The sequence below is a fragment of the Pseudomonas sp. 51_B genome, assembly GCF_017491595.1.
Lineage (GTDB): Bacteria > Pseudomonadota > Gammaproteobacteria > Pseudomonadales > Pseudomonadaceae > Aquipseudomonas > Aquipseudomonas promysalinigenes.
In genome coordinates this window covers 88,251-102,483 of sequence record NZ_JAFGYW010000003.1, presented here as the reverse complement: position 1 = coordinate 102,483, position 14,233 = coordinate 88,251, and the positions used below count along the sequence as shown (strand labels likewise).

Here is a 14,233-nt window from a genome sequence, read left to right as displayed (position 1 = left end):
GCGGGTTTCCTTACATGGGGTTTTGTGGACGCCATGGCTCGATCAGCGCGTCGAGGTTCAGGGCGTCGGCGAAGTCCAGGAACTGGTCGCGCAGCCAGCTGATCTGCGTGCCGGCCGGCAGGATCACGGTGAATTGCGCATTGAGCATGCTGCTGCCGGTCTGTGGCGCCAGGTAGGTGTCGCAGGTCATGGCTTCGAGCTCGACGCGGTGGTCGAGGAAGAACTGGCACAGCTCGTTGATGATATCCGGGCGGTAGGCGGCGCTGACGTAGGCCACATACGGCAGGGCCTGCGGACGCACCTCTTGGTCGGCGCTGCGCACCACATCGAGGGTCAAGCCGTGCTTCTTGCCCAGGCTCGGTAGCATGGCTTCAAGGCGTGCGAGGGCGTCCCAGCTGCCGCCTACCTGCAGCACCAAAGCGCTGGTCTCGCCGTGGCGGCTCAGGCGCGAGGTGACCACCGCGCAGCGGTTTTCGAAGGCGGCGCGGCTGAGAACGTTGGCCAGTTCCATGGGATTGGGGCCCAGGGCACTGATGACGAGGAATTGTTCACGGACGGTGGGGGTGGACATGCAGCATTCCTAAAGCGATGAGCGGTCGGTGCAGGACGGGCGAAAGCCTCCTGTCGGCAGAGCCCGGGGCTCGCATGCGAGGACGTGGACACTGGCCGGGGAGCATGGTCGACGGCCCGGCGGGCCGCGCTGCACCGATCAAAGGATCAAGGGTAGCGAAATAAGGCGCCGAGGGGAATGCTCCGCCCGCCTGCTTCGCTTGTGCAAGGTCGATGCCCCCAGTACCATTACCGCTCTCTTTTTCCGGCAGGAGCAGTTACATGATTGCGGGCAGTATGGTGGCGTTGGTCACACCCATGGATGCACAAGGGCGTCTGGACTGGGGCAGCCTCGACAAACTTGTAGACTTCCACCTGGAAAACGGCACCCACGCGATCGTCGCTGTCGGCACTACCGGTGAGTCGGCCACGCTCGACGTCGAAGAGCACATTCTGGTCATCAAGCATGTGGTCGAGCGCGTCAAACACAGCAAAAAGCCGATCCCGGTCATCGCCGGCACCGGTGCCAACTCCACCGCCGAAGCCGTGCACCTGACCCAGAACGCCAAGAACGCTGGCGCCGATGCCTGCCTGCTGGTGGTGCCGTACTACAACAAGCCGACTCAGGAAGGCCTGTATCAGCACTTCAAGCACATCGCCGAAGCCGTCGACATCCCGCAGATCCTCTACAACGTGCCTGGCCGCACCTCGTGCGACATGCAGGCCGAGACCGTGATCCGTCTGTCGAAGGTCAAGAACATCATTGGTATCAAGGAGGCCACCGGCGACCTGGTCCGCGCCAAAGCGATCCTCGAAGGTGTCGACAAGGACTTCATCGTCATGTCCGGTGACGACCCGACCGCCGTCGAGCTGATCCTGATGGGCGGCAAGGGCAACATCTCGGTCACCGCCAACGTCGCCCCGCGCGAAATGGCCGACCTGTGCGAGGCCGCCCTTGAGGGCAATGCCGAGAAGGCCCGCGCAATCAACGAAAAACTCATGCCGCTGCACAAAGACCTGTTCTGCGAAGCCAACCCGATCCCTGTGAAGTGGGCGCTGGTGGAAATGGGCCTGATGCAAAAAGGTATTCGCCTGCCACTGACCTGGCTGAGCGAAGGCTGCCACGAAAAAGTCCGTACTGCCTTGCGCCAGTCCGGCGTACTGGTTTAAGAGGAAGTACACCGCATGAAGCGACTGGCTGGTCTTTCCGCGCTTGCCCTGATTATCTCCAGCACCAGTGGGTGTGGCTGGCTGTGGGGCGAGGATGGCTATTTCCGTGACCGCGGCAGCGATTACCTGCAGGCGCACCCGACTGCACCGATGCAATTGCCACCGGATGCGGCTAACGTCAAACGCCTCGACCCGTTGCTGCCAATTCCGCGCAACGTCGCCGACGACAGCGTCACTGGCGAGTTCGAGGTGCCGCGTCCACAACCTTTGAGTGCCGGCGTCGAAGCCAGCGACTACACACTGCAGCGCAGTGGCAGCAGCCGCTGGGTACTGGCTCAGCACTCACCGGCCGAAGTGTGGCCGGTGGCGCACCAGTTCTTCGAGGACAACGGCTTCCGTATTGCTGAAGAGCGCCCGCAGACTGGTGAATTCAACACCACTTGGCAGCGTTTCGACGAGCTCTCGGCCTCGCTCGGCCAGCGTCTGGCGAGCACCGCCAGTAGCGGCGACAGCGAGGTGCGTGTGCGCGTGCGCATCGAGCCTGGCGTGCAGCGCAACACCTCCGAGGTGTACATCGTCAGCGTCGAGCGCCCGGCCGGTAGCACTGCCGACCCTGCGTTTCCGTCCACTTCCGCAAACACCGGCGCCGATGCGCTGCTGGTCGACGAAATGCTCGCCAGCATGAGCCGCAGCGCCGAGAAGGGCGGTTCGGTATCGTTGCTGGCAGCGCGTGATTTCGACGCCCCTAGCCGGGTCAGCCTGAGCGAAGACGGTAGCGGCAACCCTGTATTGTTCCTGGGCTCCGACCTGGACCGTGCCTGGTCCGGTGTGGGTCGTGCGCTTGAGCAGGGTGGCCAGTGGCGGGTTGAGGACATCAACCGCAGCCTGGGCCTGTACTACATCAACCTCTCGGAAAAGCCCGAGGACAAGCAGAACGAGCCAGGCTTCTTCAGCCGCCTGTTCGGCAGTGCCCCGACCAAGGAAGAGCGTGAAGCCCGCGCCGAGCGCTATCAGGTGCGCCTGAGCAAGGTTGGCGAGAGCGTGCAGGTCACCGTCGAGAAGAACATCAACACCGTGGCCCCGGCCGATGTCGCCCGCCGTGTGCTGAGCGCCATTCAGGACCACTTGGGTTAAGTGCGCTTCGCGGTACTTGGAAGCGGCAGCCAGGGAAATGGCACGCTGATCGCCAGTGGTGACACCTTCATCCTGGTCGATTGCGGTTTTTCCCTGCGTGAAACCGAGCGGCGCCTGGCGTTGCTCGGCGTTTCGGCGGCCCAGTTGAGTGCCGTGCTGGTGACCCACGAACATGCCGACCACGTGCATGGGGTGGGGTTGCTTTCGCGGCGCTACAATGTACCGGTCTACCTCAGCCAGGGCACATTGCGCGGCATGCGCAAGCCGGTGGAGGTGGCCGGTTTTCTCGCTTGTGGCGAGCGGTTGCAGGTTGGCGCGCTGCAAGTGAGCGCGGCTCGGGTCGAGCACGACGCTTACGAGCCCTTGCAGTACGTGATCAGTGATGGGCGTCGGCGGTTCGGCATGCTGACCGACCTTGGCTCGTACGATGCGCGGCTGCTCGAGCGTTATCAGGGCCTGGATGCACTGCTGATCGAAGCCAACCACTGCCGTGACCTGCTTGCACGTGGTCATTACCCTGCCTTTCTCAAGCAGCGGGTAGGTGGCATGCACGGGCATTTGAACAACCATCAGGCCGCGCGCCTGGTGCAGGAGTTGGGCTGGAGCACCCTGCAGCATCTGGTGCTGGCCCACCTCAGCAGCAAGAACAACCTGCCACATCTGGCCCGCCAATGCTTCGTCGACACCCTAGGGTGCGACCCGGCCTGGCTCCAGGTGGCTAATCAGGAACACGGGCTCGACTGGCGCGAAATCGCCTAGCCCAACACCTCAGCAAGCGGAGCCCAATCATGGAAAAACGCGACGAACTCTACCGCGGCAAGGCCAAATCGGTTTACAAGACCGACGACGCCGACCGCTTGATCCTGCTGTTCCGTAACGACACCTCGGCGTTCGACGGCAAGCGCATCGAACAGCTCGACCGCAAAGGCATGGTCAACAACAAGTTCAACGCCTTCATCATGCAAAAGCTCGAAGAGGCCGGCGTGCCGACTCAATTCGACAAGCTGCTGGGCGACAACGAATGCCTGGTCAAGAAGCTGGACATGATCCCGGTCGAGTGCGTGGTACGTAACTACGCTGCCGGTAGCCTGGTCAAGCGCCTGGGCGTGGAGGAGGGCATCAAGCTGGAGCCTTCCACTTTCGAACTGTTCCTCAAGAACGACGAGAAGGGTGATCCGTTCATCAACGAGTCCCACGTTGTTGCGTTCGGCTGGGGTACCGCCGAGCAACTGGTGGAGATGAAGAAGCTGTCGCTGAAGGTCAACGAAGTGCTGAGCAAGCTGTTCGATGACGCCGGCCTGCTGCTGGTCGACTTCAAGCTGGAGTTCGGGGTCTTCCATGGCCAGATCGTTCTGGGCGACGAGTTCAGCCCCGACGGCTGCCGCCTGTGGGACAAAGAAACCCGCAAGAAGATGGACAAGGACCGCTTCCGTCAGGGCCTGGGCGACGTGATCGAAGCCTACGAAGAAGTTGCCAAGCGTCTGGGCGTGCCGCTGTAAGCTGCGCGTTCACGCAAGCGCCTGATACCACGTGATTTTTTTTGAAAAAAGGTTTGCCTTTCAAGAATTCGCTGGTATGATGCGCGGCATTGGAGAGATGCCGGAGTGGTCGAACGGGACGGATTCGAAATCCGTTGTACTGGCAACAGTACCTAGGGTTCAAATCCCTATCTCTCCGCCATACATTGAGAAGCCCCATAAATCGTTGATTTATGGGCTTTTTCATTTCTGGATTGTCGCCATTGTACGTACCCGTTGTACGTAGAAAATTCTGCCTGACGTCGTGCGTTTGGAAACCCTAATTCCTAAACTCGCATTGTCGCGACTAGCTGTTTATTTGTACGGTATTGGAGCGATTTGCCGTACTGGATGATCAGCCCATTACATCTACGATGATGAGACAGGTTTCAGTCTGGGCGTGCCCACGCTGGATGAATGTGGCGGGTTCCCAGGCCGATTGGTGGCTGTGATGAATTCATTCGATTAACTCACAGTAGGGCTGTCATTTCTTATATCCAATGTGCGATGTCGTTGAATCGCCCCTGGTTTCGTAGATACCTCCAAGCCTCATAATGAGGCCCAAATAGGAGGTGCCATGAGTCGTCAGCGTTAACCCGAAGAATTCAAGATCGAAGCGGTCAAGCAAGTGACCGAAAAAGGCAAACCTGTCGCCGAGGTCGCCCATCGCCTGGGCATGTCCGTGCACAGCCTTTACGCCTGGATCAAGGTCTACAGCAAGCCCCAAGAGCAGCGTCAGCAAGACAATGATCAGCAGGCTGAACTGCGCAAGCTGCGCGCTGAACTCAAGCGGGTGACAGAAGAGCGAGACATATTAAAGAAGGCCGCCGCGTACTTTGCTAAGGAGTGCGGCTGAAGTACGCCTTCATCAACAAGCACTCGACGGATTATCGCCGTCATACTGGGTTTTATGGCGGAAAACCAAAAGCGGCATCGCCCAACCATCAGGCCAGGCAGTTCAAGGTCAGTGAGCCGAATAAGGTCTGGGTGACCGATATCACCTACATCCGCACCTACGAAGGGTGGCTGTATCTGGCGGTAGTGCTGGATCTGTTCTCTCACCAAGTCATTGGTTGGTCAATGAAGCCCAGGATGAGCAGCGACCTAGCCATCGACGCCATGCTGATGGCCATGTGGCGACGCAAGCCACAGCAGCAAGTGATGATTCACTCAGACCAAGGCAGTCAGTTCAGTAGCTCAGATTGGCAAAGCTTCCTGAAAGCCAACAATGTGATCAGTAGCATGAGCCGAAGGGGAAACTGCCACGACAATGCCGTAGCCGAGAGCTTTTTCCAGCTTTTGAAGCGGGAGCGAATCCGACGAAAGATCTACGCGACGCGTGACGAAGCCCGAAGTGATATTTTCGATTACATCGAGATGTTCTATAACCCCAAGCGTCGACACAGCAGTGCTAGGCAGCTGTCGCCAGTAGAGTATGAGAAACGCTATTTTCTGAGCTTGGAGAGTGTCTAGGAAACCAGGGGCGATTCATGTATCGCCCGCTCGCACCCCCGAGCCGTCACGATGCAACCTTTGGGTAGGCCTTTACGAGCTGGCTTCAGGCGCTGTGACAAGCTGTCACTGGGGCAAAGCGCCTAATTGACCGAAAGGGCACCAATTTGTTTGTGCTGGCGATTCGGTTACAATCAGCGAAACGATTCAGCCTTGCCAGTCAATTCGACAAAAGCCTGAAGCGTTTTCTGGTTCTTCAAGCCGCTGAACAATGATCATAAAAAGCCTGCGCGCAAGAACACGAAGCATCTGGGTCAGCCACAGGCCCACCCTCCGTTCTACTGACTGGAATTGATCAATGTTCAAGAAAGCTGGCAAGACCTTGCTGGGTCTGGCTGTTGCTGCGAGCTTCATGCAAGCGCACGCCGCAGAAACCAAGAAAGTCGATGTGCTGCTGGTCGGCGGCGGCATCATGAGCTCCACCCTGGCCGTGTGGCTGCACGAGCTGGAGCCTAGCTGGTCGATGGAAATGGTCGAGCGCCTCGATGGCGTGGCCGAAGAAAGCTCCAATGGCTGGAACAACGCAGGTACCGGCCACTCCGCGCTGGCCGAGCTGAACTACACCCCGGAAGACAAAGACGGCAACGTCAACATCTCCAAGGCCATCGAAATCAACGAAGCCTTCCAGATCTCCCGCCAGTTCTGGTCGTGGCAGGTTCGCCAAGGCGTGCTGAAGAACCCGCACTCGTTCATCAACACCACCCCGCACATGAGCTTCGTCTGGGGCGATGACAACATCAAGTTCCTCAAGAAGCGTTACGAGGCACTGCAGGCAAGCCCGCTGTTCCGCCCGATGCAGTACTCCGAGGACCACGCGCAGATCGCCAAGTGGGTCCCGCTGATGATGGAAGGCCGTGACCCGAACCAGAAGCTGGCGGTCACCTGGACGCCTATCGGCACCGATGTCAACTTCGGCGAAATCACTCGCCAGTTCGTGGGCCACCTGCAGACTCAGAACGGCTTCGACCTGAAGTTGTCCAGCGAAGTGCAGGACATCACCCGCAACGAAGACGGCTCCTGGCATGTCGAGTACAAGAACCTCAAGGACGGCAGCACCTCGGCTACCGACGCCAAGTTCCTGTTCATCGGCGCCGGCGGCGGCGCGCTGAAGCTGCTGCAGAAATCGGGTATTCCAGAAGCCAAGGAATACGCAGGCTTCCCAGTGGGTGGCTCGTTCCTGGTGACCGAGAACCCAACCGTGGCCATGCAACACATGGCCAAGGCCTATGGCATTGCCTCCACTGGCGCCCCGCCCATGTCGGTACCGCACCTGGACACCCGCGTGCTGGACGGCAAGCGCGTGATCCTGTTTGGTCCATTCGCCACTTTCTCGACCAAGTTCCTGAAGAACGGCTCGTACTTCGACCTGCTGAGCAGCACCACCACGCACAACGTGTGGCCAATGACCAAGGTCGGTATCGATCAGTACCCGCTGGTCGAGTACCTCGCCGGCCAGCTGATGCTGTCGGATGATGACCGTTTCGAAGCCCTGCGTACCTACTTCCCGAATGCCAAGAAGGAAGACTGGAAGCTGTGGCAGGCCGGTCAGCGTGTGCAGATCATCAAGCGTGACGAAGAGAAGGGCGGCGTGTTGAAGTTGGGCACCGAAGTGGTGGCTTCCCAAGACCGTACTATCGCGGGTCTGCTGGGCGCCTCGCCGGGTGCATCGACCGCAGCGCCGATCATGCTGAACGTACTGGAAACGGTGTTCAAGGAGAAGGTCGCTACCCCTGAGTGGCAGGCCAAGATCAAGCAGATCGTACCGAGCTACGGCACCAAGCTTAACGACTCTGCAGCCGCCACCCAGAAAGAGTGGAACTACACCGCAGAAGTGTTGCAACTGGCCAAGCCGCCGGTCATCGACGAAAGCGTCGGCACCAGCGTTGCGCCAAGCGCACCGGTCGAAAGCAAAGCCGAGAACGACATGGCCCTTTAATCAGGGAAGTCGGCGAAACAAAGCCACGGGTATCCCGTGGCTTTTTTCATTGCGCCAAAGGTGCGCCGTCGGGGCCAAGCTCCTGCAGCACTTCGGTGAGGTTCAGGCCCACGGCCAGGGCCAAGACGCTGACTTCGCCCTCGCAGCCGGCCGGAACCACCGTCGCTTCGCTTTCGGCGCTGAGCACCATTTGTTCACCTTGTGCTACATGCCGTTCAGAGCCATCGGCCATTTCCAGGACCAAGCTGCCGGAGGTGGCAAACAGCAGCAGATCGCTCTGCGGGCTCAGGCGGGCAGGGCTTTGCAGGTGGCGGTACTCGGCGATCCACCCATCGCGTAGAAAGGTCTTGCTCAGGGCATAAGCCAGCGAGCATTCCAGCGACAAGTCAGCCAGTTCACCCAGCACTTGGTCTTGAGGGACTTGGGGCATCAGGCGGGAAAACTCGCTCAGATTGGTCAAGATGATCTTCCGGCGAGCACGGCTCATAGAGGTTTCCTTTTCAAATCCGTACCTCAAGCCAGCAGCGTGATCGCCACGTGTGCGGCAACACCGGCACACACGCTGTAGATCAAGCTTCTCGTCCAGTAAGCGACGATGACCACCGGAATCGCCGCCAGCAGATCGGTCGTCAGGCCCAGCAGCGAGCCGTCCTTGGCCACCAGCAGAGCGGGTACGGTGATGCTGGCGATGATCGCGACCGGCAGGTATTCAATGACGTCATTGAACAGCTTGGGAGACTTCTCCATCTTCAGCAGAAATGGGGTCGCGCGGGTCAGGTAAGTGATGGCGGCCATGAGCATCACCGCTGCGATCAGGTAGTTCTTTTCAGGCATAACCCGGCTCCACAACCTACGGCAGTTGCGATGAATACGTTCAAGGGCGAGGGCGCGTACATGTTCAACAGGCAGGTGGTGACGACCACCACCAGGGCGATGACGGCTTTGGTGAATGTGCTGCACAGCGAGATCAGCACGAAGATCATCATGGCGGTCAGGGCATAGTCCAGCTTGAACTGGGAAAACCGGTTCAACGCATCCGAGGCCACCGCACCCAATACCGCGCCGGCGATCCAGCTGGCATGGCAATAGGTATTGAACTGCAGCAGGTAGGCCGCCGACGTGGGCCTGCCATTTTCCAGGCGTTGGCTATGGAAGGCGAACGACTCATCGGTCAGACCGAAGGCATACAGCAGCTTCTGCGGTTTGCTGATCGGCAGCTGCGCGCTGCGTTTGGACATGTACATCGCCATCAGCATGTGCCGCGAATTGATCAGCAGTGTCGACAGGGCGATGGTGATCAGAGGCGCATGGCTGGTCATCAGCGCCAGTGCGGCGAATTGCGCCGCCCCGGCGTAGACGAACAGGCACATCGCCGCTGGCAGCCACAAGGGCAGGCCGGCGTTGATGCACATCACACCAAACACGAAGCTGACGACGAAATACCCCGTCACGATCGGCAAGGCGTCGACCAGGCTCTCCTTGCGTGAAGCGCTAAGCAATACCGACGAAGTCACAGGTCGACCTCGCAGGTGATTTCACCACGGGTTTGCTCGAACCCCTGCTTCTGCCAGAAACTCAGCGCTTTGAGGTTGTCATCCTCGACGAACAGAAATACCCGGCGGATGCCATGCTGGCGAAAATCATTAAGGATGGAGCTTGCCAGTGAGGTGCCGATCCTGCTCTGGCGATAATCCGGCGCCACCGCCATGTGGTTGATCGTACCCCGCGTACCCATCAAGCCGCCGGTCACCGCGCCAACGATAGTGCCGGTCTGGTTTTCGGCCATGTAGCAGTAAGTGTGCTCGGAGCCCAGCAAGCCTTGAAGCAGACCCTCGTCCTGCCAGTCGCAGAACGAGGTTTCCTCGAAACGTCGGAAAAAGTCGACGATCTTACGGGCGTGAAACGGCGTGGCTTTTTTGATGCTCAGACCATTGATATGTTCGGCCGGTGAGAACTTCGGCGCCTGGCCGATATAACTAATCGATAATGTCATGCTCGCTGCCCGGTCGAGAGAAGGAAATCGCGATAATCTGCCGGTAGCCCATTTCAGAGGCGCTGGGGTTGATCGCCGGCGTTACGTAGTGCTGCAACTCCCGATCGAGGAAATACGTGGTGTCGAGAATATTCAAATAGGTACCGGAGTCGATCACGTTCGATTGCTTGTCGTAGATGTTGCTGGTGGCACCTTCAACATTGTGACGGCCCCAGAAGTGTACGCCACTGAATGGATAACCGTCGCAGTGAATGCCTTCTGGCGTGATTTCGATTTGTGCACCCGGTTTGATCTCGATGCGGATCTGGTGCACCTGGCATTGCCAATTGACCGCATGCAGCTCCTGCGGCAGCACGGCCTTGTAGACGTCGAAGTCCAGGCGAATCAGCGAGCGCAGGATCGGTGAGTTGAAGACCTCCGCGCTGATGTCGTCGAAGTGCCGCGACATGCCACCGACATAACTATTGTGGGCTTCAGATTGCTCATACGCACGGTGATTGAGTTGGTTCAATTCACCGGTAACAGGGTTGAAGTCAAAGTCACTGTAACGGCGGTATCGGGTGCCTTTGTCGGCTTGCCCATAATAACGGTCGACGCCCATGGTTTCCCAACTTTTGGAGAAATCCACAAACTCTTTGAATCCACCATTCAATGCGTAATCGCTGCCCAGTACATTGACCGTCTTCTTTTGACGCAGGGCAGTTTCAATGTTTCGGTTGAGTGTCAGCATGGCGATCTCTTCAAATTAAACGCTGACAAAAATTTATCAGTTGAATCCCATCTGGAAACTTCACTTTTTTTTGACGTGCCTCAACCATTGCTTGCTACCCGACCAGCGTGCACCGTTAGCGTGCAGACAGTGTTGGCGCTTGTGCGTTATCCTTTCCGCTTTCGTTGACGGCCTGCGTCAACGGGATGGGGAGGGAGATTGAATGGACATCAAGGTGCTCAAGAACATCGTGAAAGTCGCCCGAACAGGGTCTATCACCGATGCGGCCGAACAGGTACATGTCACGGTCCAGGCCTTGGCCGCTCAGTTGAAAAAGCTAGAAGATCATTGTGGCTTCAAGTTGTTCGACCGGACCAACAAAGGGGTTTCACTCACTCAGGAAGGGCTGAGCCTGCTGCCGCATGTTCTGGAAATCGTGCGATGTTCAGAGCGCATGCAACTGAAGATCAACCAGTTGCGCCAGAGCTGCAATCAGCGTCTGCCATTGCGCGTTGCCTTGAACAGTACGTTGTCGATGGAAATCAACCAGCAGATCATGGCGGCGGTGGTCAGCAAGCTATCTGGCTACAGCCCGATATTCAGTTGCTCTGAGTCCCCTGACAACCTTACCAAGCTGGGCAAGGATGAGGCAGACATGGTGGTGGTGCTGGGCGACAGCGTCCCTGACAACTACCATTCGGTGCCGCTGAAGGGGTTGAGCATCGAAGTGGTCGCCTCGTCGTCCAGCGATGAGCGTTCAGCGCCCAATGCGGTGATCAAGCCACTACCCGAATGCCCCTATCATGCGATCTTCAACCGCTTCGCCGAGCGCCGGCCCGGCATGCTGGACGCCGCAACCGTATTTCATTCTGGCAGCGAAATCGTGAGTGTTTCGATGATCAAGAGCTTTGGTGGCGTGGGCGTGCTGTCGCGTGCCGTCGCCGAGGCCAACGAGATGTTCATCTGGCCGGGGTTTTCCGATTTTCTCGACGTGTACCTGGTCATGAAGGAACCCTGGATCATCGAAGAGGAATTTCCGCTGCTGTCCGCGGTACCCACCCCCATCCGCAGCTTCGACGCCATCAGCGCCTGAGCCAGACGCCACGGCCCGCCGTGGCGTCCAGTCGTCTGAATACCTGCCGAGCACATCACTTCTGCCGCAAGATGCAGTCCAGCAAGCCTGGGAAGCGTTCGTCGAGCATGTCGGCGCGCAGTGAGTTCATGTGCGTGGTACCTACATTGCGGGTGTGCACCAACCCGGCGTCGCGCAAAACGCGAAAATGGTGCGACATGCTCGACTTGGGCCGCCCGCCATCAAGTTCGCCACAACTGGCCTCTGCCACACCGGCCAAATGGCGGACAATGCCCAAGCGCACGGGGTCGCTCAACGCATAAAGCACGCGTTCGAGAATCAGGTCTTCAGGGTTGGGGTGTGAGTAGGCTCGCATGAGCACATGATAACGGGGGTTTCGTTTATTGCCATAGTTCGATTATGATCGAACTATCGTATTCAGATGATCGGAGTTTTTCCATGTCCGCTTTGTTCCAGCCCTACAGCCTCAAAGACGTCACATTGCGCAACCGTATCGCCGTTCCGCCCATGTGCCAGTACCTGGCCGAGGAAGGCCTGATCAATGACTGGCACCAGGTGCACTACGCCGGCCTGGCCCGCGGCGGCGCCGGGCTGCTGGTGGTCGAAGCCACAGCGGTGGCACCTGAAGGGCGAATCACTCCCGGTTGCGCTGGCATATGGAGTGACGCCCATGCCCAGGCGTTCGTTCCAGTGGTGCAAGCCATCAAGGCCGCCGGCTCCGTACCAGGTATCCAGATTGCCCATGCTGGGCGCAAGGCCAGCGCCAACCGCCCTTGGGAAGGGGACGACCACATCGCGGCTGAAGATGCCCGTGGCTGGGACACCATCGCCCCGTCAGCCGTTGCCTTTGGCGCGAATTTGCCGAAGGTGCCGCGCGAGATGACCCTGGACGACATCGCCCGGGTCAAACAAGACTTCGTCGATGCCGCCCGCCGCGCACGTGATGCCGGTTTCCAGTGGATCGAACTGCACTTCGCCCATGGCTACCTCGGCCAAAGCTTCTTCTCCGAGCATTCCAACCAGCGTACCGATGCCTACGGCGGTAGCTTCGAGAACCGCAGCCGTTTCCTGCTGGAAACGCTGGCGGCGGTGCGCGAAGTCTGGCCAGAAAACCTGCCGCTGACCGCGCGCTTCGGTGTGCTGGAGTACGACGGCCGTGACCAGCAGACCCTGGAAGAGTCCATCGAGCTGGCACGCCTGTTCAAGGCAGGCGGCCTGGACCTGCTAAGCGTCAGCGTTGGCTTCACCGTGCCTGAAACCAATATCCCGTGGGGCCCGGCGTTCATGGGGCCGGTGGCTGAGCGCGTGCGCCGCGAAGCCGGGCTGCCGGTGACCTCGGCTTGGGGCTTTGGTACGCCGCAATTGGCCGAGCAGGCGCTGCAGGCCAACCAACTGGACTTGGTATCGGTGGGGCGGGCGCACCTGGCCGACCCGCACTGGGCCTACTTCGCTGCCAAAGAGCTAGGCGTGGACAAGGCGGCCTGGACCTTGCCGGCACCTTATGCCCATTGGCTCGAACGCTATCGCTGAAACTGGCAGGGGCCGCTTGGCGGCCCCACCGTGAAATCGTCCAGTCGGTACCGCCAGGTGGCGGTGAATCAGGCCGGCTGAAACAGGCGCCTGGCTTCGTTGAAGCACTGCTCGGCAATCGCCGAGCGCGGCTCGCTGCGGCGCAGCAGCAGGCCGACCGGGCTGTGGATACTGGCGTCGGCGATGGGGATGATGCGCAAGTGTTCGCTGAGGCCTTCCAGGCCGCACCCCAAGGGCATGATCGCGCAGCACACGCCGATGGTGATCGCCTGAACCAACTGGAAGGTCGAGTCGCTTTCCAGCACGGCGTTGGGCTCAAGGCCACGGCTGCGCAGGCTCAGGTCCAGCGACTGGCGGTAGTGCATGCTTTTGCTCAGCAAGCCCAGGGGAATGTCGCCGAGCTCTTCCCAACGCAGGCTGTCGGCTTCGAAATGGAAGTGCTGGGTATCGTAGAGCAGGCCCATGGTGGTGGTGCCAAGTTCGATCACTTCGAAGAAATTGGCGTTGACCTGGTCGAGGTAGCAAATGCCCAGGTCGAGCTGGTTGCGGCTCAGGCCATCCATGATCTGTTCGGTGCTGTGCGAGCTGAGCTGAAACTGCAGTTCGGGGTATTGCTCACGCAGCGGCAGCAGCAGGTGCATGGGGTTGAAGCTGGCCAGCGGCACCGTGCCCAGGCGCAGGCTACCGACCACCTGGCCACGGCAACTGGCCGCTTCTGCCTGCAGGCCGTCATGGGCGGCCAAGAGGGTGCGAGCCCAGGCCAGAATCCGCTCGCCGGCCTCGGTGAAGCCTTCGAAGCGCTGACCGCGCTTGACCAGTACCAGGTCCAGTTCATCTTCCAGGTTGCGCAGGCGCATGGACAGGGTTGGCTGGGTGATATGACACAACGCCGCCGCCTGGCCGAAGTGGCGAGTCTGGTCGAGGGCGATGAGGAACTTGAGCTGCTTGATGTCCATGTAGGTGCCTGGCGTCTGGTTGTGCAGACCTTAACCCACGTCTGCGATAGATGTCATTGATCGGACGGTACGGTATATCGATTGGACGCTGGCATGGCTTGCCTCTAGCGTGACGACACTGCCAGACAAGGAGC

General features: G+C 59.4%; 15 protein-coding genes, 1 tRNA gene and 1 pseudogene. 9 read left to right on the top strand and 8 right to left on the bottom strand.

All coding sequences use genetic code 11. The features are described from left to right. Window positions 1-10: 10 nt before the first annotated feature. Window positions 11-571: a glycine cleavage system protein R gene (locus tag J5M56_RS05660; RefSeq protein ID WP_009682012.1), complete on the bottom strand. Its 561-nt coding sequence runs from the start codon at window positions 569-571 to the stop codon at window positions 11-13. Between the two features lie 260 nt (window positions 572-831). On the opposite strand from J5M56_RS05660, the gene dapA reads away from it, so the two are divergent. The 7 genes and pseudogenes from dapA to mqo all read left to right on the top strand — a co-directional run bounded on the left by dapA (window position 832) and on the right by mqo (window position 7,818). After that, window positions 832-1,719, top strand: a complete 888-nt coding sequence (gene dapA / locus J5M56_RS05655) for a 4-hydroxy-tetrahydrodipicolinate synthase (RefSeq protein WP_207870245.1) — start codon at window positions 832-834, stop codon at window positions 1,717-1,719. Window positions 1,720-1,734: 15 nt separating this feature from the next. Continuing rightward, complete coding sequence (gene bamC, locus J5M56_RS05650) at window positions 1,735-2,853, top strand: outer membrane protein assembly factor BamC (protein WP_060478882.1); 1,119 nt, start codon at window positions 1,735-1,737, stop codon at window positions 2,851-2,853. Continuing rightward, window positions 2,854-3,612: an MBL fold metallo-hydrolase gene (locus tag J5M56_RS05645; protein ID WP_060478883.1), complete on the top strand. Its 759-nt coding sequence runs from the start codon at window positions 2,854-2,856 to the stop codon at window positions 3,610-3,612. Between the two features lie 29 nt (window positions 3,613-3,641). Continuing rightward, entirely contained in the window at window positions 3,642-4,352 is a 711-nt protein-coding gene (gene purC / locus J5M56_RS05640) for a phosphoribosylaminoimidazolesuccinocarboxamide synthase (RefSeq protein WP_011535129.1), read from the top strand. Between the two features lie 91 nt (window positions 4,353-4,443). Further along, window positions 4,444-4,533: transfer RNA gene (locus tag J5M56_RS05635), tRNA-Ser, on the top strand. A gap of 447 nt (window positions 4,534-4,980) precedes the next feature. After that, window positions 4,981-5,843, top strand: a pseudogene (locus J5M56_RS05630) (IS3 family transposase). Window positions 5,844-6,180: 337 nt separating this feature from the next. Further along, window positions 6,181-7,818 carry a malate dehydrogenase (quinone) gene (gene mqo / locus J5M56_RS05625; protein ID WP_186478880.1) on the top strand — a complete coding sequence of 546 codons (1,638 nt, stop codon included), beginning with the start codon at window positions 6,181-6,183 and terminating at the stop codon, window positions 7,816-7,818. A 46-nt stretch (window positions 7,819-7,864) separates the two neighbouring features. Here the strand turns inward: mqo and J5M56_RS05620 are convergent, their stop codons facing one another. The 5 genes from J5M56_RS05620 to J5M56_RS05600 are packed head-to-tail and all read right to left on the bottom strand — an operon-like array spanning window position 7,865 to window position 10,541. Further along, window positions 7,865-8,305, bottom strand: a complete 441-nt coding sequence (locus J5M56_RS05620) for a hypothetical protein (protein WP_207870242.1) — start codon at window positions 8,303-8,305, stop codon at window positions 7,865-7,867. Between the two features lie 26 nt (window positions 8,306-8,331). Beyond that, a complete protein-coding gene (locus J5M56_RS05615) occupies window positions 8,332-8,652 on the bottom strand; it encodes an AzlD domain-containing protein (protein WP_060480400.1) in 321 nt (106 codons plus the stop codon). Beyond that, the gene (locus J5M56_RS05610; protein WP_060480399.1) at window positions 8,631-9,332 is read right to left on the bottom strand and encodes an AzlC family ABC transporter permease; all 702 of its coding nucleotides are present in this window, start codon (window positions 9,330-9,332) and stop codon (window positions 8,631-8,633) included. The genes J5M56_RS05615 and J5M56_RS05610 overlap by 22 nt, the downstream gene beginning before the upstream one ends. Further along, entirely contained in the window at window positions 9,329-9,811 is a 483-nt protein-coding gene (locus tag J5M56_RS05605) for a GNAT family N-acetyltransferase (protein WP_060480398.1), read from the bottom strand. The genes J5M56_RS05610 and J5M56_RS05605 overlap by 4 nt, the downstream gene beginning before the upstream one ends. Then, on the bottom strand, window positions 9,795-10,541 hold the full coding sequence (locus tag J5M56_RS05600; protein WP_186478882.1) for a 2OG-Fe dioxygenase family protein: 747 nt from the start codon (window positions 10,539-10,541) through the stop codon (window positions 9,795-9,797). Before J5M56_RS05600 ends, J5M56_RS05605 begins: the two co-directional genes overlap by 17 nt. Window positions 10,542-10,743: 202 nt before the next feature. Here J5M56_RS05600 and J5M56_RS05595 point away from each other — a divergent pair, with 202 nt between their 5' ends. Next, the gene (locus tag J5M56_RS05595) at window positions 10,744-11,613 is read left to right on the top strand and encodes a LysR family transcriptional regulator (protein ID WP_186478883.1); all 870 of its coding nucleotides are present in this window, start codon (window positions 10,744-10,746) and stop codon (window positions 11,611-11,613) included. A 55-nt stretch (window positions 11,614-11,668) separates the two neighbouring features. Here the strand turns inward: J5M56_RS05595 and J5M56_RS05590 are convergent, their stop codons facing one another. Next, the gene (locus J5M56_RS05590; RefSeq protein WP_186478884.1) at window positions 11,669-11,968 is read right to left on the bottom strand and encodes a helix-turn-helix domain-containing protein; all 300 of its coding nucleotides are present in this window, start codon (window positions 11,966-11,968) and stop codon (window positions 11,669-11,671) included. Window positions 11,969-12,051: 83 nt separating this feature from the next. On the opposite strand from J5M56_RS05590, the gene J5M56_RS05585 reads away from it, so the two are divergent. Then, a complete protein-coding gene (locus J5M56_RS05585) occupies window positions 12,052-13,143 on the top strand; it encodes an NADH:flavin oxidoreductase/NADH oxidase (RefSeq protein ID WP_186478885.1) in 1,092 nt (363 codons plus the stop codon). Between the two features lie 68 nt (window positions 13,144-13,211). Here the strand turns inward: J5M56_RS05585 and J5M56_RS05580 are convergent, their stop codons facing one another. Then, window positions 13,212-14,099, bottom strand: a complete 888-nt coding sequence (locus J5M56_RS05580) for a LysR family transcriptional regulator (RefSeq protein ID WP_207870240.1) — start codon at window positions 14,097-14,099, stop codon at window positions 13,212-13,214. Window positions 14,100-14,233 lie beyond the last annotated feature (134 nt).